This is a genomic window from Moraxella sp. K23, assembly GCF_041154765.1.
Classification (GTDB): Bacteria; Pseudomonadota; Gammaproteobacteria; order Pseudomonadales; family Moraxellaceae; genus Faucicola; species Faucicola tetraodonis.
On record NZ_AP031595.1, the window covers coordinates 1,285,509 to 1,305,719 of the forward strand.

15 protein-coding genes are annotated in these 20,211 nt (G+C 44.0%); 1 reads left to right on the top strand and 14 read right to left on the bottom strand.

The annotated features are described in order from the left end of the window. The first annotated feature begins 9 nt into the window (after positions 1-9). The gene (tgt, locus tag ACAM37_RS05600; protein WP_369625680.1) at positions 10-1,146 is read left to right on the top strand and encodes a tRNA guanosine(34) transglycosylase Tgt; all 1,137 of its coding nucleotides are present in this window, start codon (positions 10-12) and stop codon (positions 1,144-1,146) included. A 127-nt stretch (positions 1,147-1,273) separates the two neighbouring features. Here the strand turns inward: tgt and lpxA are convergent, their stop codons facing one another. The 14 genes from lpxA to hrpA form a co-directional block, all read right to left on the bottom strand. Then, positions 1,274-2,050, bottom strand: coding sequence for an acyl-ACP--UDP-N-acetylglucosamine O-acyltransferase (gene lpxA, locus ACAM37_RS05605; RefSeq protein WP_050324348.1), 777 nt, complete (start codon positions 2,048-2,050; stop codon positions 1,274-1,276). Positions 2,051-2,298: 248 nt separating this feature from the next. Continuing rightward, on the bottom strand, positions 2,299-2,814 hold the full coding sequence (gene fabZ, locus ACAM37_RS05610; RefSeq protein WP_369625681.1) for a 3-hydroxyacyl-ACP dehydratase FabZ: 516 nt from the start codon (positions 2,812-2,814) through the stop codon (positions 2,299-2,301). Positions 2,815-2,943: 129 nt separating this feature from the next. After that, positions 2,944-3,996: a UDP-3-O-(3-hydroxymyristoyl)glucosamine N-acyltransferase gene (gene lpxD, locus ACAM37_RS05615; RefSeq protein ID WP_369625682.1), complete on the bottom strand. Its 1,053-nt coding sequence runs from the start codon at positions 3,994-3,996 to the stop codon at positions 2,944-2,946. Positions 3,997-4,105: 109 nt separating this feature from the next. Continuing rightward, positions 4,106-4,618, bottom strand: coding sequence for an OmpH/Skp family outer membrane protein (locus tag ACAM37_RS05620; RefSeq protein ID WP_197931422.1), 513 nt, complete (start codon positions 4,616-4,618; stop codon positions 4,106-4,108). Between the two features lie 13 nt (positions 4,619-4,631). Continuing rightward, on the bottom strand, positions 4,632-7,025 hold the full coding sequence (gene bamA / locus ACAM37_RS05625; RefSeq protein WP_369625683.1) for an outer membrane protein assembly factor BamA: 2,394 nt from the start codon (positions 7,023-7,025) through the stop codon (positions 4,632-4,634). A gap of 330 nt (positions 7,026-7,355) precedes the next feature. Further along, positions 7,356-8,723: an RIP metalloprotease RseP gene (gene rseP, locus ACAM37_RS05630; protein WP_369625684.1), complete on the bottom strand. Its 1,368-nt coding sequence runs from the start codon at positions 8,721-8,723 to the stop codon at positions 7,356-7,358. A 129-nt stretch (positions 8,724-8,852) separates the two neighbouring features. Then, entirely contained in the window at positions 8,853-10,073 is a 1,221-nt protein-coding gene (gene ispC / locus ACAM37_RS05635) for a 1-deoxy-D-xylulose-5-phosphate reductoisomerase (protein WP_369625685.1), read from the bottom strand. Positions 10,074-10,337: 264 nt separating this feature from the next. Further along, positions 10,338-11,225: a phosphatidate cytidylyltransferase gene (locus ACAM37_RS05640; protein WP_369625686.1), complete on the bottom strand. Its 888-nt coding sequence runs from the start codon at positions 11,223-11,225 to the stop codon at positions 10,338-10,340. Between the two features lie 19 nt (positions 11,226-11,244). Further along, positions 11,245-11,985: a polyprenyl diphosphate synthase gene (gene uppS / locus ACAM37_RS05645; protein ID WP_239742110.1), complete on the bottom strand. Its 741-nt coding sequence runs from the start codon at positions 11,983-11,985 to the stop codon at positions 11,245-11,247. 44 nt (positions 11,986-12,029) lie between these two features. Continuing rightward, positions 12,030-12,584 (bottom strand): ribosome recycling factor, encoded by a 555-nt coding sequence (frr, locus tag ACAM37_RS05650; protein WP_007116803.1) that lies wholly within the window; start codon positions 12,582-12,584, stop codon positions 12,030-12,032. 39 nt (positions 12,585-12,623) lie between these two features. Further along, the gene (pyrH, locus tag ACAM37_RS05655; protein ID WP_095355537.1) at positions 12,624-13,352 is read right to left on the bottom strand and encodes a UMP kinase; all 729 of its coding nucleotides are present in this window, start codon (positions 13,350-13,352) and stop codon (positions 12,624-12,626) included. A 371-nt stretch (positions 13,353-13,723) separates the two neighbouring features. Continuing rightward, the gene (locus ACAM37_RS05660) at positions 13,724-14,068 is read right to left on the bottom strand and encodes a DMT family transporter (protein ID WP_309593359.1); all 345 of its coding nucleotides are present in this window, start codon (positions 14,066-14,068) and stop codon (positions 13,724-13,726) included. A gap of 23 nt (positions 14,069-14,091) precedes the next feature. Further along, a complete protein-coding gene (gene rimO / locus ACAM37_RS05665) occupies positions 14,092-15,570 on the bottom strand; it encodes a 30S ribosomal protein S12 methylthiotransferase RimO (protein ID WP_309596435.1) in 1,479 nt (492 codons plus the stop codon). A 322-nt stretch (positions 15,571-15,892) separates the two neighbouring features. After that, positions 15,893-20,107, bottom strand: coding sequence for an ATP-dependent RNA helicase HrpA (gene hrpA, locus ACAM37_RS05670; protein WP_369626834.1), 4,215 nt, complete (start codon positions 20,105-20,107; stop codon positions 15,893-15,895). Positions 20,108-20,211: the final 104 nt, after the last annotated feature.

Sequence of the window (20,211 nt, forward strand, 5' to 3'; positions counted from 1 at the left end):
AAGCAAAATATGCAATTCACCTTACATAAAAACGCTACAGGCGAGAGCCGTGCTCGCCGTGGTACGGTTCATCTCGCTCATGGCGATGTGCAAACCCCTGCCTTTATGCCTGTCGGTACTTATGGCACCGTCAAAGGCATGCTGCCGCGGGATATCCACGAAATCGGCGCCGAAATCATCTTAGGCAATACCTTTCATTTGTGGCTGCGCCCAACGACCGATGTCATTGACAAATTTGGCGGCTTACATGACTTTATCGGTTGGAACAAGCCGATTTTAACTGATTCCGGCGGTTTTCAAGTCTTTAGCCTTGGCGCAATGCGTAAAATCAAAGAGGAAGGTGTGCATTTTCGCTCGCCGATTGATGGCGCAAAGGTGTTTTTATCCCCCGAAATATCGATGCAAATTCAATATTCACTCAACTCAGACATCGTCATGCAGTTTGATGAGTGTACGCCCTATCCTGCAACGCCTAGCGAAGCGGATACATCGCTTGAACTATCGCTGCGTTGGGGCGAGCGCTGTAAAAATGCGCATGAAAAACTGGGTAACAAGAATGCTTTGTTTGGTATTATCCAAGGCAGTATGTATCGCAACCTTCGCGAAAAGTCCCTAGAAGGGTTGCTCGCTATTGGCTTTGATGGCTATGCCATTGGCGGGCTGTCAGTCGGTGAGCCAAAAGAAGAAATGATGGCGGTGCTTGATTACTTACCCGATGATATGCCAGCCGACAAGCCCAGATACTTGATGGGTGTGGGTAAGCCTGAAGATATCGTGGAAGCGGTACGCCGCGGTGTTGATATGTTTGATTGCGTGATGCCAACCCGTAATGCGCGAAATGGTCATTATTTCACCACTTTTGGCGCCGTTAAAATTAAAAATGCGGTGCACCGTTTTGACCAAAGTCCGCTTGATAGCGAATGTGATTGTTATACTTGTCAGAATTTCAGCCGCGCCTATTTGCATCATTTGTTCAAGTGCAATGAAATGCTATCGGCACAGTTGGGTACTATACACAATTTGCGTTACTATCAGCGCTTGATGGCAGATATCCGTCAGTCCATTCAAGATGATAAGTTTGATGCGTTTGTCGATACTTTTTATCAGCAGCAAAACTTACCAAAACCTGATTTGCATTTGACCTAAAAACCACCTAAAAACACATAAAAAAAGAGCCGATTTGGCTCTTTTTTACTTTTCAGATGCTGCTGTTGATACGCTAAAATACGCTAAATAGCAACGCTATCCTTTCTTACAACCTTATCTTACCACGTTATCTGACTAAACCACGTTCACTATGAATCAGGGAATCCAATAGCAATTGTACCAAAGGTTCTTGGGGTAATAGCTGCTCGGTCACTGCTACAATGGCTTCTTCCTTGGTCAGTCCTGAACGAAAAATCACCCGATAAGCTTGGCGCAGATAATCGATGGTTTGCTTTGACCAACCTTTGCGGCGCATGCCTTCGATATTAAGACCATGGCTTTTGGCAGGGTTGCCCGATACCATGTTAAAAGCCGCAACATCTTTTAAAATCAAGCTTGCACCACCAATCAAACTATAATCATCAATTCTACAAAATTGGTGAATACCTGAATTACCACCGACAATCACATGGTTACCGATGCGGACATGCCCTGCAATCCCCACATTATTAGCCACAATGTTGTCGCTCCCAATCACGCAATCATGCGCAATATGGGTATTGACCATAAACAGATTACGGCTACCAACGCGTGTGATGCCTTTATCTTGTACCGTGCCGCGATGAATGCTACAGGCTTCGCGAATGCGATTGTCATCGCCAATTTCTAGCCACGTCTCCTCGCCTTGGTATTTGAGATCTTGGCAATCTTCGCCGATGCTAGCGAATTGAAAAATCTGGTTACGCTCACCGATACGGGTAAACTTGCTAATGACGACATGGGGGTGAAGCACGGTCTGTGCCCCAATTGTGACATGTTCACCAATAATACAATACGGCCCTATCTTGACCGACGGGTGTATCGTTGCAGTGGCATCAATAATCGCCGTTGGGTGAATCGTCATGAAAAATCCTTATACCAGCCTGCTATTCAAGAAGAACTAAATACATCAAAAATAACTAAATATATAGATTTAGCTGAACCCATAGGCAAAGCTAACTATAAACAGCAGGTTAAAATAAAAACGACATTATAGCATTTTTACTAAAGTATGCCATTTTTATCAAGGATTTTGCTTAACTTAAACAGATTTTATCGTTATAGCTTACTCAAAATGCGCCTTATTCAAGTCATGTAAAAATGATGTTAAAGTCATGTCTGGTGATATTGGGTACGCTGCTCTGCAATGGTGATTTCTGCACTGGCTGCCAACTCATTGCCCACGCAAGCTGTGCAACTAAATTTATAGATACTGTGACGCTCCATGGTTTTTTCGGCACGTAAAATGAGCTGATCACCGGGGATGACTTGACGTTTAAAACGCACTTTATCGACCCCAGCGAACAGATAAATATAGCCATCTCGTGGTTTGACATTTTTGCTGATAAAACCCAGTACACCCGCTACCTGCGCCATGGCTTCAATCATTAAGACGCCTGGCATGATAGGCTCTTCAGGGAAATGACCGTTAAAAAAAGGCTCGTTAATGGTGATGTTCTTAAGACCGGTAATCCACTCATTGGGTTTTACCGCAGTGACTCTGTCTAATAGCATAAAAGGATAACGGTGAGGCAGATAATCACGTAACACAACGGCATTGAGAGGTAATGTCACCCCAATCTGTGCAAGGCCAGCGATGTCTTCATCAATCAACTTATCAAAATCCATGGATATATCCTTTATACTTTTAAATCATCTTTATCAAAAAAATAGATTTGTGAGAAATAGCTATTGTAACGGTTTTAAGATTGAGTTTACAGTTGTTTTCTCAAATTATTTGATGGATAAAGGTAACGATTAACTTTTTGGTTTGCCAAGTTGCTTAAAATTAATATACGCTCTTTTCCATAAGCTATTGGGCATCACTGGCATGCCTGAAGAATATACACCCGGTTGGTGAATCGATTTGGTCACCATCGTCATGCCGGTAATCGTGACATCATCACAAATTTTGATATGACCTGCAAAACCTGATGCCCCGCCAATCATGCAGCGTTTACCAATTTCTGTACTGCCAGCAATCCCAACACACGCTGCAATCACCGTGCCAGCACCAATTTTTACATTATGGGCAATTTGCACCAAATTATCGATAATGACATGATTACCGATAACCGTATCATTCAGCGCACCACGATCGATACAGGTGTGGCTGCCTACGCTGACATGATCGCCCAGTATCACTCGTCCTAATTGGTGAATTTTTTGCCAACCTGCTTCATCTGTACTGCCTTTAGGCGCAAAGCCAAACCCGTCATTGCCAATGCTGGCATGACTATGCAAGCTGACATGTTTACCCAATACACAATCATGACCGATGTACACGTGCGGCGCGATTAAGCTACCTTCGCCAATCACGACATTGGGCTGAATATTGACTTGGGCATCAATCTTGACGCCATCACCAATGACGCAGTTATCACCAATTTGGCTATACGCCCCAATACGCACATTGTCGCCCAACTGCAGATTGTTACCCAAAATGGCAGTCGGGTGAATCAAACTATCCGATAAATTAGGGTTGACTGTCTGATGATACGCTTGCGTCGGTTCAAACAATGCGGTCAGTTTGGCATACGCGGCATAAGGTGATTTGACCACGATGGCAACGCTATGGCTTGGGCATTTTTCCTGCAAAGATGCGGGGACTAGCACGGCGCCCGCGCCCGTGGTTTGCAATTTTGATTCAAATAGAGAATTGGCAATAAACGTGATATCGGTATCGGTGGCATCGTCAAGGGCGGCGATTTTGGAAATTTGTTTCTGCAAATTTTGGCGGGTATTTGCATCCCCTTGGTCAATGACGTCACTAGCTAAAAAATCCAAAATTTGTGCGATGGTGAACGCCATTTGATTACTCCAATCGTTTGCTTAAAATTTGCCTTAATTTTACACACAAAATAAAAAACGCAATAGTCGAATATTGCGTTTTTGCTAAAACCTCTGAGCTTAAAAAATATTATTTTACTTGATCGTTAATCGCTTTGGTAAAATCTGCCGTTACATCCCATTCAGGTTTGACATAACTAACCGTTCTATCACGATTATCAATGAGCACATCAATATTTTTTTGACGCACAATATTTTCTTTAATGGCTTGGATTTTGGGGACAATTCGCTGCATCACTTCTGCCTCATTGGCATCAATGATGGACTGGATTTGACTGGCAACCTGTTCATAATTTTGTAGGTTGGTTTGAATTTGCTTACGCAAATCATCCTTTTGTGCTTGGGTCATCTGAGCGTTTTGCGTGGCATATTGTTTTTGCAAACGCTCAATGGTCGCTTTGTAGCTATCAAGCTGCTGCTGCTTTGGTTTGACCGCCGCTTGCACCACGCCAATTTTGGTTTTGGCGATGTTAGTATTGTTAATGGCAACTTGGGAATTCCAAACCGCAACGGTATTGGCAAACACTGGCATTGCCAATACACTTAAAATACTTGCTGTGGCTAACTGAGTGATTATTTTCATATACATAGACCTTTTAGAATGTACGTCCAATTTCGAACTGTACATTGTCGACTTTATCTTTATCTTTATCATTGAGCGGAACGGCATAGCTTAATGAGATTGGACCAATTGGGGTAATCCAAGTGAAGCCTGCACCCGCGCTAAAACGCATGTTATTGTCTTTTTCATTTAATAGCGATACGGTATTGCCACCCACTGTGATTTTTTGGTCATATTTATTGGTGGTGTCAAACACTTGTGCCCCTTCAACAAATAACACGGGACGGATTTGGTCTGCCCAATCGCCTTTAAACGGCATCGGCAAGATTAATTCAGTACCCACTTGCGCGAGTGCATTACCGCCAATCTCTTCTGGGTAATTATCGACCCCACTATAATTCTTCACTGGGTAATAACGATTACTGGTAGGACCTAAAGTGGCATTCTCATAACCACGCACTGAGCCATAACCCCCTGCGAAGAAATTTTTCCAGAAAGGTAAATCGTTACCATATCCTAACTTGGTATAACCGCGTAGTACGGTATTTTTTAGGAATGGGCGATAGTAGTTTCCTTGATAGACCAGTTTTTGGTAAGTGGCATCGCCAAAGGCCAGTTCTAAATTGACGTTATGGGACATACCGTTGGTTGGAAAACGCCCACGGTCAAGCGTGTTCATATTCCAGCCTAAATTTAGGCTCGCGGTATTAAATGGGTCTGATTCGAATGATTCATTGCCATCGGAGTCTGAACCTATTTCAAGATTGCCCTCGTCTTTTAAGTATTGATAGTTTGATACCGCTAACAAAGCGCCTGCTTTGATTTTGGTACTATCAAGTGTGAGACCAGCACTTAAACTCTTATTTTCATCAATCGGGTAGCTAAAACCTAAGGTGCCACCATACGAGTCTGTTACATAGTTTGAAATGTTTTTTCTGTCATATTTGGTTTTGCGTGTATAGATACTGGCACTTTGCGATATCCCATCTGGCGTAAAGTACGGGTTGGTATAGCCCAAATTATAACTATCTAACGTCTGAGAACGCGATAACGAAATATTGACCTGATTACCTGTACCCAAAAAGTTAGATTGACTTAAACCTGCTTGGAAGGTGATACCACCACTTTGTGAATAACCAGCCGCAATGGTACTGGTACCTGATGGCTGCTCCTCTACTGCGACATTGATATCTACCTGATCGGGGGTGTTGGGGACAGGTTTGACATCCATGTTGACAGTTTTGAAGAAGCCTGTACGCATCAAACGCGTGCGCGACAAATCGATTTTTTCATTGGCGGCCAATGCGCCTTCCATTTGGCGCATTTCTCGGCGCAATACTTCATCTGCGGTTTTATTATTGCCGGTAAAATTGATACGGCGCACATACACAGGACGCACAGGATCAATAAAGAAATCGACATCTACCGTGCGAGTGTCCTCATTGATACGGGGCACTGGGCGGATTTGGGCAAAATAGTAGCCATCGTTACCATACAGTGTGCCAAGATTTTGTAAAGTTGTCGTCATTTGACGTTGTGAATAACGCTCACCTGGCTTAAATGCTACTTGCTTACGAAGCTTGTCGGTGTCATAGTTGGGCGTACCCATAAAGTTGACATTGCCAAATTTATATTGCTCACCTTCAGTAAGATTGATCTCAATAAACACTTTGTCTTTTTCTGGACTTAAATTAATGGTGGCATCATTGATGGTGAATTTGACGAAGCCCGCATTTTGGTACATGGCGGTGACATTTTCTAAACTTGCCGCAAGCTTTTCTTTGGCATAGCGGTCAGATTTACTAATCACATTGACCCATGAGCTTTCTTTGATGCTCATCGCCTGTCTGATTTCTTTGTCGCTAAAATGTTTGTTACCAATCACCTTGATATCGACAACACGCGCCGCTTTACCTTCAACAAAATTAAATTTAAGCGCAACGCGGTTATTGTCTAAAGGCGTTTGGGTCACCGTAACTTCGCTATTATAATAACCTTGCTGATTGTATTGCTGTTTTAGCTCATTTTGGACTTGCTCAACTGTCGCCTGTTTTAACACATTGCCTTCTACGATGCCAATACGTTTTAGGCCTTCGGTCAATGCTTCTTTTGGAATCAGTTTATTACCATCATAAGTGACACTTGCGATAATTGGGCGCTCTACCACATCAAATACCAATTTATTGCCTGATTGGGATGCTTTAACGTCTGAGAAATTGCCAGTTTCATAGAGGGCTTTGATACTAGCTGCGATATTGGCATCGTTTGCTACTTCACCGGTATTGACAGCAAGCACGGGATAGAGGTTATCAGCGGATACCCGTGTCAATCCATTAAATTGAATATCGCTCACGGTAAAATTTGCCGCTTGTGCATACGAGGTAACGAGTGCTAACGGTGCAACCAAAAATAACGCTGAATTTCGCATATAACTTGTTTCCGAATTGACGACTGCCCAAAGATAATGCATGAAACCTGTCACTTTTAGGTATCCAAAATTAGTTATCCAAAGGTATTTATCTAGGTTTGTATCTAGGTTTGGTAATCTAAGTTTAGTTAGCTAAAAATGACAAATGCTATCAAAAAGGGTGACTTAATTAAACTTCTAGTAATAGTTTGTCTTTGATGTGTAGCTTGTATTATCAAAGTACAAGAGATCCGTAAATAAATTTTACTGGCATAAGGTAAGCTAAATTTTGCGTAAAGTCTAGCGAAAAAACAAAACTACAAATCAATATTTTAGTCAAATTTGGGTCGATTAAAACAAGCGTGAGATATCGTTACCAATCGCCAACAGCATGAAACCTGCAAGCAAAACTAAACCAATATTCATTCCCATCATTTGTACTTTTTCGGGCATGGGTTTACCAAAAATAGCCTCATAGGCATACATAACAATATGCCCGCCATCAAGCACAGGTACGGGTAATAAATTGAGCACAGCAAGGCTTAAACTGATAATCGCCATAAATGACAATACCGCTTCCCAACCGATGCTAAAGCTTTGATTGGCGACTTTGGCAATGGTAATGGGACCTGATAGGTTTTCAACCCCAATGGTGCCGGTCAACATTTTACCCATTGATTTGAGGGTCATGGCACTTAAATCGACAGTTTGATGCACGGATTTTTCCACCGCTTGGATGGGCGTATATTGAATGGTTTTAATATACTCAGGTGGCGGCGTAACCTTAGATGCCGCCGCCGCTGCGCCAATTTGTCCAAATCGATTGCCCATAGCATCTTTTTTTGCTTGTGGCATGACTTGTAAGGTAGTAATTTTGCCTTGGCGCTGTACTTCAAGGGTTAATAACTGCTCGGGGCTTGATTTGACAACTTGTGAAAACGCCAGCCAATCGCTCACCGGTTGACCGTTGACACGGGTGATGGTATCACCGACTTGCAGACCTTGACGCGCGGCAGCGCTATTTGGGACAATTTCACCGACCACCGCAGGAATTTTTGGTTGCCACGGAATCGCGCCTAGACTATCAATGGGGTTGGTTGCTTTACCCGCTTCTACTTTCATAAAGCGCTGTATCGGCACGGCAACATTGGTTGGACCTTGCGCGCCATTCACTGTTAAATTAACTTGTCCCGACTCGCCCATGCGATCGGCTAACGCATAGTTAATATCCTGCCAACTTTGAATGGGTTTATTATCGACCGCAACAATTTCGTCACCAACTGTGAGACTGGTTTGACTGACAGGTGAATTGGGCAAAATACTGCCGACTTTGGTAGCCAATACTTGGGTTGGTGTGATAAATAGCAGCCAATACAAAAAAATCGCAATTAGTAAGTTCATCACCGGACCTGCTGCGACGATGGCGATTTTTTTCCAAGGTTGTTGGGTATTAAAGGCTAAATGACGTTCGGCCGGGTTAACTTTGCCTTCTCGCTCATCGAGCATTTTGACATAGCCGCCAAGCGGAATCGCAGAGACAGCGTAATTAATCCCAGTTTTTTTACTTGTCCAGCTTAGCAGCTTTGGACCAAACCCAATTGAATAGGTCAATACCTTGACACCGCATAGCCGAGCAACAATGTAATGCCCCCACTCATGTAGCGCAACCAAAGGTCCTAGTACCACAATCGCAGCTAAAACGGTCAAGATGAAATTCATGGGTATCCTTTTGACAAAATCACAGGCTAAAAATAATTTAACTATCGGTATATTAATAAGTTATGTAGTCATTTTTAACGATTATCAACCAGTGTTGCCAACTATTTTTAAGCTTTTTTTAAGCATTATTTAAGCGTTTAAATCGGCAATACATTGGTGTGCTTGTTCACGGCTTAGTTTATCGACCGCCAAAATTGCTTGCAATGACCCAATCGGCTGTTTTTCGGCTTGCAATAGTACTTTTTCATTGATATCAGCAATATCGGTTAAACGGATGTCACCGTCCAAAAACGCTTGAACGGCTATCTCATTACTGGCATTCAAGGCGATACACGCATAGCTACCTTGTTGCATGGCTTGATAAGCCAACCCTAGGCATTTAAACTTTTCAAAATCAGGTCGGACAAAATTTAAATTACTTAACTTAAAAATATCTAATCGTTCCACCCCACTGCTGATACGATTGGGGTATGCCATAGCATGGGCAATGGGGGTACGCATATCAGGACTGCCTAGCTGCGCTAAAAAACTACCATCGTTGTATTCAACCATAGAGTGCACGATACTTTGCGGATGAATGACCACTTCAATGTCAGAGACGGGCATATCAAATAAAAAACTCGCTTCAATCAGCTCCAAGCCTTTATTCATCATGGTGGCACTATCTACTGATATTTTTTGCCCCATGGACCAGTTCGGGTGCTTGACGGCTTCTGCGACGCTGGCGCCTTTCATATCGTCAAGTGTTTTGTGTAAAAATGGCCCACCTGAGGCGGTTAACCAAAGCTTTTTAATACCATGGTTATCATCATGAATGGCATTGCGTTGTTGTTGTACTGCAGTAGGCAAACATTGAAAAATGGCATTGTGCTCACTATCAATTGGCAGCAATTTGGCATTTGACTGCTTGACGGCTTTAATCATCAGCTCACCTGCCATCACTAATGCTTCTTTATTGGCGAGCAAAATCGTTTTGCCCGCGTTAGCCGCTGCCAGTGTTGACGGCAAGCCTGCAGCGCCGACGATGGCCGCAACCACCATGTCCACTTCTGCTAGCGTGGCAAGCTCAACCAGACCTTGTTCACCAATCAAAATCTTGCAGTTTAGATGAGCCTCGCTGAGCATCTGCGCAAATGTTGCTTCCTTTTCTTTGGCAACACAAACATAAGTTGGCTTAAATTGCTGACAAATACTCAACAGTTTATCCAGCCGCGAAAACCCTGTCACCCCGACCACGTTATACAAATCAGGATGCTGACTGACGACCGATAGTGTACTATCGCCGATAGAGCCAGTTGTGCCCATAATAGCAATGTTTTTTTGCGGTATAGTGTGAGTTGAAGATAGCATTACAATGACCTAGTAAGTTGGGGCAGACGGCGGTTAAACCTAACATTTTACGTTTACAGCGGCAAATTGCCACTGTGATAAGCATATTAACACGCGAGAAGATTTTTAAGCATCAATCAACAAGCAGTTGCGCAAAAAAGATTGGATGAAACACAAGCTTGCATTGATTAGTGAATTAAACAAATTGATATTGGCTAGATTGGAATTGAACAAATTAATATTAAGCAGATGTGAAAATTTTTGAAAAATAAACGCAATGTAGCATTAAATTAAGCCGTAAAATTTCATCGCCCAAAACCCCAACGCAAAAATTGGCACGGCTGAAAGCTGCGAATCAATACGATCAAGAATGCCCCCATGTCCTGGCAACAATGCCCCGGCATCTTTGACGCCTGCATGGCGCTTTAGCATACTTTCAAATAAATCACCGAACACGGACATGATGATAGTGATCAGCGATAAGAGCAAAAACACGCCAATGGCCAGCATCGACCAATCGTTTAACAACCCAAAAGAGACGCCAATCACCACAAGCGTGCCTGTAGCAAGTCCACCTAATAAGCCTTCCACACTTTTATTGGGTGAGACGTGTGGGGACATCTTGCGTCTACCAATTTTTCGTCCGACAAAATAAGCGCCGCTATCCGCGCACCACACCAATACAAACACATATAGCAGCCACCAAGCTGAAAGTGACCACAGATAATACATCGCAGTAATGGCGGATGACAGTATAATCATACCGATGATGTACAAATGCTTACCATACCAAGCTTGCGTATTGTTGGGATAATGGCGAATCCAGCCAATCGCTACCGACCAAATCAGCGCCGCAACCATCCAAAAAAATACCCAAGAGGCTATGCTGCCAGTCAGCTTTGCCATCACCAGTAACAGACTGACAATCCCTAGCATCACAAGGGTATACATATAATCAATTGGTTTGGCAGGTTTGGTCGGCATTTGGGTGGTAGGCGGTACATAACTGTCGGGATTTCGTTCAAGTGACGGCATGAGCTTTGACCACTCAAAAGCCCCAAAACCTGCACCGACTAACAATAGCGGCAACATCAAAATAGGCTCGCGGGTAGCAAACATCGCAACGCCAACAATCACTAACAAAATAATGGCGGTTCTAATGCGTTCCCACATGACAATTCCTATTGATTAACTAAAAGCCCAAACCTAATAATTGCTCGCTGGTCTTACCAAATCGACGCTCACGACCCATGAAAACATCAATCATTTGGTCTAATTCAGCCGCCTTGAAATCTGGCCAAAGCGTTTCGGTAAAAAATAACTCAGCATACGCACATTGCCAAAGTAAAAAATTAGAAATGCGGTAATCACCCCCTGTACGGATTAACATATCAACGGCTGGTAAATCCGATAGTGACAGGTGGCGTGCAAAATCGTCTTGGGTAATGGCATCGGCAGTAAGCGCGCCTTGTTCCACTTGCTTGGCAACTTGGCGGCAGGCATTGACGATGTCCCATTGACCGCCGTAGCTGATGGCAATCACCAAACTCATCTTAGTGAAATGGGCAGTTTGCTCTTCTGCATCTTGCATAATCGCGCGTAAATGCGGCGTCAAGGCATCCCTATCGCCGATAAAGCGCAAAGAAATTTGATGACGCAGCATCCGCGGTAATTGGTCATGGACGGTTTGCTCAAGCAGCTTCATTAATAGCGCCACTTCATTGGCTGGGCGCTGCCAATTTTCGCTAGAAAAAGCAAATACCGTCAACGCACGTATACCAATATCCATGCAATGCTCAACCAAAGGGTCTAAATTATCTTTGCCGGCAATATGCCCGCCACCGGTTGGTAGCCCATGTGCTTTGGCATAACGGTTATTGCCATCCATAATGATGGCAATATGTTGTGGCATTGCTGCCTTTGACTCAACCATGACCTACTTCTTATGAATTGGTTCTTTTATTGGATAAATAACGATTAAACGGCCATTAACTCTGCTTCTTTGCTAGAGAGCATTTTATCAATGCTATCAATGTATTTATCGGTCATTTTTTGGATGTCGTCATTGGCGCGGCGTTCATCGTCTTCTGAGATTTGCTTGTCTTTTACCAAGGCTTTTAAGGCATTGTTGGCATCACGGCGGGCATTACGCACAGATACACGGCGCTCTTCGGCTTCATGACGTGCCAACTTTTGCATATCTTTACGGGTTTCTTCTGTCAATGCGGGTAGTGGTACCCGAATCACTTCTGCGCTCATTGGGTTGAGACCCAAATCTGATTCACGGATTGCTTTGTCCACTGCCTGCACCATGCTACGGTCAAAAGGCTGCACTAACAGGGTACGCGAGTCTTCAACGTTGATGCTCGCCACTTGATTAAGTGGCATCTCAGAGCCATAGTAAGACACCATCACACCCTGTAAAATACCAGGATGGGCGCGCCCTGTACGTAATTTACTAAAGGCATTTTCCAAGGCTTCAATCGCCTTTTTCATTTTGTCTTCACCTTGTTTTTTAATATCGTTAATCATGTTGCATCCTTTTAAAACTCTGTATGTCAAATTTAGAAATTAGTAATTGATAACTTTGGTGCCTTCTGCCTCGCCCATCACCACATGAAGCAGCGCGTTGGGTTTTGCCATATCAAATACTTGCAGCGGTACGTTATGCTCACGCAGCAACGCAATCGCAGTCAAATCCATCACCCCCAATTTTTGATCTAGCACTTGGTCAAAGGTGAGTTCGTCGTATTTGACGGCATCGTCATGGTTATTTGGATCTTTGTTATACACGCCATCGACTTTGGTGGCTTTTAGGATTAAATTGGCTTCAATCTCGATGCCACGTAAACATGCTGCGGTATCCGTGGTAAAAAACGGATTGCCGGTACCTGCGACAAACACACACACTTCATTGTTTTTTAAATAGCGAATGGCATTGCGGCTGCTGTAGTTTTCAGTCACTTCACCAATTGGCAAGGCTGACATCAAACGGCATTTGATATTACGGCGCTCTAGGGCGTCACGCATCGCCAAGCCATTCATCACGGTCGCAAGCATACCCATTTGGTCGCCTGTGACACGGCCCACCAAGCCTTGTTTTTGTAGCGCAGCGCCACGATACAAATTGCCACCACCGACCACGATACCCACTTGCACACCCAATCCTACCAAGTGGGCAATCGCAAGACTCATATTGTCTAATACGCCTGAATCAATCCCCATATCATTTTTGCCTGCCAGGGCCTCGCCAGAGAGTTTGAGCAAAATACGTTGGTAACGGGGAGCTTTATCAGACATGGTTGACCTCTTGTTGGCTGTTGGATAACAAATAATGCAAATGGCGAAATTTTAACAAAATTAACGGTTTTTAGATAGTGTAAAGATAATTTCAACAGTCATTTTAATTTTTACCTTATTCTAACCTTGAAAATTCAGTCAGCTTTAGCCATTAAACTGTTAAGGTACTATATTAGGGCGTGTCCCTATTTGGATAATGAGGCTAAAAATAGACTAAATCGCCAGCAAAACAAGGCAAATTGTGCAGATAATATTGGAATATTGTCAAACAATTTAACGCAGTTTTGCCAGATTTAGGCATTTTTAGGCCATTAAAAATACTTTGTTCCGAATTAGGGACACGCCCTAATGTGTGGATTATTAAAACGTGACTAATGCGTGGCTGAATGAGAAAACAGATTAATCACAATCACACCCAATACAATTAGGCTCATACCTGCGATGGCGGGTAAATCCAGTTTATTACCCAAAATAAAGTAACCAATGATAGCAGTTAACACAATACCCACCCCTGACCAAATGGCATAAGCAATCCCCAGTGGTATGGTTTTTATGACTTGTGAAAGAAGATAAAAAGCAATGCCAAAACAAATCATGGTGATAATAGTGGGCAAGGGTTTGCTAAACCCCTCTGATTTTGCCAAAAAAGTTGCACCAGTCACTTCACTGACAATCGCAATTGCTAAAAAACCATACGCTAACATTGTTTGAGACATGACAATTTTTATCCTTATAAGAGTTAAGCTGTGAAACTGGCAAAAAGGTCGTACTCGTTTGCTTCATCAATGGTGACGGTCAAAAATTCACCGACTTTAACTGATGCATCAATATTATCTACATACACGTGACCGTCAATTTCTGGCGCATCAGCATAGCTACGGCAAATGGCGATATTTTCTTCTTCATCAATCTCATCCACCAGCACTTTTAAGGTTTTACCGACTTTCTCAGCCAGTTTTTCGGCACTGATTTGTTGCTGTAGCGCCATCAGTCGTTCATAGCGTTGTTGTTTGATAGCTTCTGGCACAGGGTTTGGCAAATCGTTTGCCGCCGCGCCTTCTATTTCTGAATAGGTAAACGCCCCCACTCTGTCTAATCGCGCCTCTTTGAGCCAGTCAAGCAAATATTCAAAATCTTCCTCTGTCTCCCCAGGGAAACCCACCACGAAGGTAGAGCGAATGACAATATCGGGGCAAATCGAGCGCCAAGTTTTGATACGCGCCAGTACGTTTTCGCTATGCGCAGGGCGCTTCATGGCTTTGAGCACATTGGGGCTGGCATGTTGGAATGGGATATCAAGGTATGGCAGTAGCTTGTCTTCACTCATCAGTTTCACCACAGCATCGACATGCGGGTAAGGATAGATGTAATGCAAACGCACCCAAATCCCCAGTCGATTGAGTGCCTCGCACATATCGTAAAATTTGGATTTGATGGGCATGCCATTCCAAAAACTGGTTTTGTACTTTAGGTCAACGCCATAGGCTGAGGTATCTTGCGAGATGATTAAAAGCTCTTTGACGCCTGCGTTTTTGAGCGCAGCCGCTTCAGTCATGATACTGTCAATCGGGCGACTAACGAGGTCACCACGAAAGCTTGGGATGATACAAAATGTGCAACGGTGGTTACAGCCTTCGGATATTTTGACATAAGCATAATGTTTTGGCGTAAGCTTAATGCCCGCATCATTGATTAGGTCGATTTTTGGGTCGTAAGTTTTTGATGGTGCAGGTTTTGGCACATAATGCGACACGGCATTGACGACTTCTTCATAGGCATGTGCGCCAGTCACCGCAAGCACGGCTGGGTGCATGGTTTTGATTTTTTCGGCATCTTTGCCAAGGCAGCCGGTGACAATCACCTTGCCGTTTTTGGTAATCGCCTCACCAATGGCATCAAGCGATTCTTGCACCGCAGATTCGATAAAGCCGCAAGTATTGACCACCACCAAATCTGCGCCATCATAGTCACTGGCGACTTGGTAGCCATCACGGCTAAGCTCGGTGATAATGCGCTCGCTATCCACCAAGGCTTTGGGGCAGCCAAGCGACACAAAACCAATCTTAGGCGCTTTTGTCGTTGCGATATCTTGAGCCAGTTGGTGCGCCGTTTGGCTGGCGCTTTGACCTACAGTACGGTTTTCGTTGTGGTTGGCTTGATGATGGGTGGCAGGTTTATTGGTAGACTGGGGATTAAAAACTTGCGGTTGGCTTGGCATAGACGTCACTTTGAAAATAATTTAATCTGACTATTTTACTAGGTTTTGCTGTTTTTACCAAATCAACTTTTTAATTTTTCATCGGCTCAAATTAACTGTATAGGTAAAAATTTCAAATGCTAAAAAAATCAATCTATTGTTGATAACCTATTGTTTGTAAAAATCCCTACCAACTGCCGCACTCCCCATCATGACTATTCAATATAAGCCATACCCTGCAAAAAACACTATTGGTCATGATTTTAGTTCAAGCAAACTTTATGAAAATTATTTTAAATCAAAATTTTATAAAAAATCCGCCAAATTTTGACGGATTTTTTTGTTAACCATTCAACTCATCCCACAATTTTTCTAGGCGTTTATCTGAGACAGGCATGCGGGTTTTCATCGGCTGGGCAAACAGCTGAATCCGAAACTCCTCAACCAACCAACGATACGGCATAATTGTCTCATCATTACCCTTAACAGATAGCCTTTCCATGTGTTTATCAAGCTGATACACGGCATCAAGATCGGCATCCAAATTGTGCTCAAGCCTATCAAGTCGCACCAACAATGCCTGCAAATAACGCGGATATTGCTGCCAATCTTGATAACTCATGCGATACACAAAATCCGACAAACTCAAATCGTCGAGCTGGTCTTCGATATCTTCGATACTTTCTTCAAAAATATCACGGTCAAGTAGTAGCAGTTTTTGGCGAACTTGCTGCCACTGCTCATACACCGATTTTAGTTGGGCTAGTACACTTTGCCCAACGCTCAAGAAATTGGCAAGCACCACGGCTTTGGCTTGGTTAAATTCATCCAACGTCAAAGGCAACTGATTGATGGCAATCACCAACTCTTTATCATGAATCCCTGCCGTGAATTTTTCATGGTCAAACTCTGCAACAAATTTTTCAAAAGTGGCATCAAGCGTGGCATGAATCAGCAAATCTTTGAGTCTGTCAAGCTCACCGAGTGGGGCAAAGGCAAGTTTAAAGTTTTTATCAATTTGGTTGGTAAGCTGTCGGGCTTTTGCTCCGAGCTCATTGCCGATTAAAGCAAGCAAGCCTTGACGGTGTTTGTTGAGTGCCACACTGACATCGGTAAATTGCTGAATAGACACAGCCTTTTTATCGGTATAGCTTGGCTGTCCATCAGCAACCAGTGCCGAAAACTGCTTGATCATCACGCCTGCACTGTGGCGATTTTGCATAAAGTTAAAATGCTCGGGAAACTCGCTATGTACACCTTTACCACTGGCGACAGCTTGACTTGTGGTGACTTGATGACGCAGTTTTAATGCGTCAATATCTCGCCCTTTTTCAATCAGGCGGTTTTTGTCATCAACCAGCGCAATTTGTGGCTGCAAATAGGTTTCAACCTCGCTTGGGTTAAAGTCTTTTGGCTCTACAAATTGGTTGTTTGCGCCACGCACACCGCGCTGGTTTAAGGCTTGGCACAGTTGCCTTAGCAGTCCGCCATGGTGGTTTTTTTCAAGCGTATCAAAAATTTGTTTGGCGGTATCGGGCACGGGCACGATTTGCCGGCGAATATCTTTTGGCAACGTCTTTAATAGCTGCAAAACTAGCTGATAGCGCCACCCTGCAATACCCCATAATAATTCAACCGCATCAACCTGTGGTAAGGCAACGAGCGGGACTTTAATGGTCACGCCATCATCGTCGCTAGTCGGGTCAAAAATATACGACAGGGGTAGTTTCAGATTACCCAGTTGCCACGTTTCTGGGAAAGCTTGGGTAGCAGGTGCTTGTTCGTTGAGCACATCTTTATCACTAAAAAATAAAAACTGTGGCTCCGTCTTTTCTACCTCTTTTCGCCAATCTTCAAATACTTTGCGACTAGCGATATGCTCAGGCACTCGCTTGGCATAAAAGTCGTATAATTGCTCTTCATCAACCAGCAAGTCTCGACGTCGCAGCTTATCTTCAATCAAGGAGACATCAGCGACTTTATCTATATTATGCTGCAAAAATGGCGGCAATTTGCCCTTTTTACCATCGCCTGTGGACGGGGCATTTAAATTGCCCAAGACCAAGGCATCTCGCAAAAAGATTTCTCGAGACTCGGTAAGATTAACCCGCTCATAATTCATCAGTTGTTTGTGTACCACAATCAGACCAAACAAGCTGATTTGGGCGTATGCCTTGACATGCCCCGTTTTGGCTGACCAATGCGGCTCAAAATAATGGTATTTGAGCAAATCCCCTGCCATCGCCAAAATCCACTCTGGCTCGATTTTGGCAGCGGTACGCATAAACACCTGCGACGTCTCAACCACCTCAAATGCCATCACCCATAGCGGATTTTGTTTGAACAAAGTACTGGCAGGAAAAATCTTGGCTTTGTGCTGACGCGCGGTGACATACTCCCCGCGTTTGGCTTTGATTAGCTTGCCGCTTTTATCGACATCATTGACTTTTTGGGCAATAAACGACAGCAGACCCGTGAGCAATGCTCGGTGAATAGGCACATAACTGGCGGGCTCTTGGTTGATTGTTAATTTTAAGCCATCCACCATTTGCAATAACTGGCTATGAGTTTGTTGCCATTCACGTAAACGCGGCGAGCTCAAAAAATGTTTTTTGGCAAAGCTTTTACGTTGGCTGTTGGTTAATTTGTCGTTTTCATACGGGCTTTGCGCGATTGGCGCGGCTTCATCATCTAGCGTTCCATTTTTTTGATGGTCAAGACCACTGCTTTTAAATCCATCGCTTTTAAATCCACCGCTTTTAAATAAAGCCCCATGAATTGCCTGCCAAAGGCTGAGATAAAATAAAAAATCGCTGTCGGCTTGGCGAAATAATGCGTGTTTTTGGTCGGCTTGGGTTTGCTTATCGCTCGGGCGTTCTCGAGGGTCTTGCACTGACAAGCCCGATACAATCACCAATAGCTCTTTTAAACAACCGTATTGCTCACCTGCAATCAGCATACGTGCCAAACGAGGGTCTATGGGCATTTTTGCCATCATTTGACCGACTTTGGTGAGTTGATTTGGATGGCGTTTGGATTGACCTTTGCCTTTGTCATTGTCACTGTCATTGGCTATGCTTAGGCTATTTTCAGGTTTTTTAGTGGCAATCGCACCCAATTCTTCTAATAGTTTACGCCCATCATTGACCAGTCGATTGTCGGGTGGCTGGATAAAGTCAAAGTTTTCTACCTCACCCAGACCCAAGTTTGCCATTTGCAAAATCACCGACGCCAAATTGGTACGCAGAATTTCAGGCTCGGTAAACTCAGGACGGCTGGTAAAGTCTTCTTCTGAATATAAACGGATACACACGCCCGCCGCGACACGACCACAGCGACCTTTTCGTTGATTGGCGGCAGCTTGGCTAATCGCTTCAATCGGCAGGCGTTGTACCCGCGAGCGATAGTCATAGCGTGACATTCGAGCAAATCCCAAATCTATGACGTAGCGGATATTGGGCACGGTCAAGGCGGTTTCGGCAACGTTGGTGGCGATGATAATGCGGCGACCGCCTGTCGGGTGAAAAATCTGTTGCTGCTCGGCAAAACTTTGACGGGCAAATAACGGCAAAATCTGGGTATGACGGGGGGCATATTGGTTTAAAATATCTGCCAAATCATGAATTTGCGCTTCTGTTGCCGCAAAAATCAAAATATCCGCTTGGTCAGCATGTCCTTTGCTGGCAGCGTCTTGGTAGCACTCTTCCACCGCTGCGGTAATCGCTCGCGGCAAGTTTTCTTCGACATCATCAAAGCTATCATCATCCGAACCTGTGACAATCTCCTCCGTCAACGGACGGTAGCGCACTTCTACGGGATAACTGCGACCTTCAACCACAAACACAGGCGCGGGCGTCGCTTGTTTGGTTTTACTATCAATACTAGAAAAATACTGGCTAAACCTTGCTGTGTCGAGCGTTGCCGATGTGATAATTACCTTTAAATCGGGACGTTTTGGCAATAGACGCTTGAGATAACCCATGATAAAGTCAATGTTAAGACTGCGCTCGTGGGCTTCATCAATGATAATGGTATCATAGCGGCTCAAAAACTTGTCATGCGCCATTTCGGCAAGCAAGATACCGTCGGTCATCAGTTTGACAATAGAATCGGATGAGCCTTGCTCAGTAAAACGCACTTTAAAGCTCACTGTCTGTCCGAGCGTTTCCCCTAGTTCTTCAGCAATGCGATTTGCCACACTACGCGCCGCTAATCGTCTTGGCTGTGTGTGTCCGATTTGCCCTGTTACCCCTCGCCCTGCAAGCATGGCAATCTTAGGTAATTGGGTGGTTTTGCCTGAGCCTGTCTCCCCTGCCACGATGATGACTTGGTGGTCTTGGATGGCTTTGATGAGTCTATCGGCTTGTTGGCTGACAGGCAAGTCTTCGTTGAGATGTATCGTTGGCAGACTGGCAATACGGCTTTGCACCCTGTCTTGCGAGTGTTTGAGTTGTTTTTGATAGCGGTCAAATCTTGACGTATAGTCTTCGCTTTCTTTGTCTTTGATTTGTTTTAATTGTTGGGCAAGGCGTGACAGATAATAGCTGTCTTTTGCCATGACAGGTAATTTTACACCATGGTGCTTGTCTGTTTGGGGCTTGTCTAGTTGAGGATCATTTAATGGTACAGCAGTCGATATAAGTTCTTTCATTCACTTAGGCT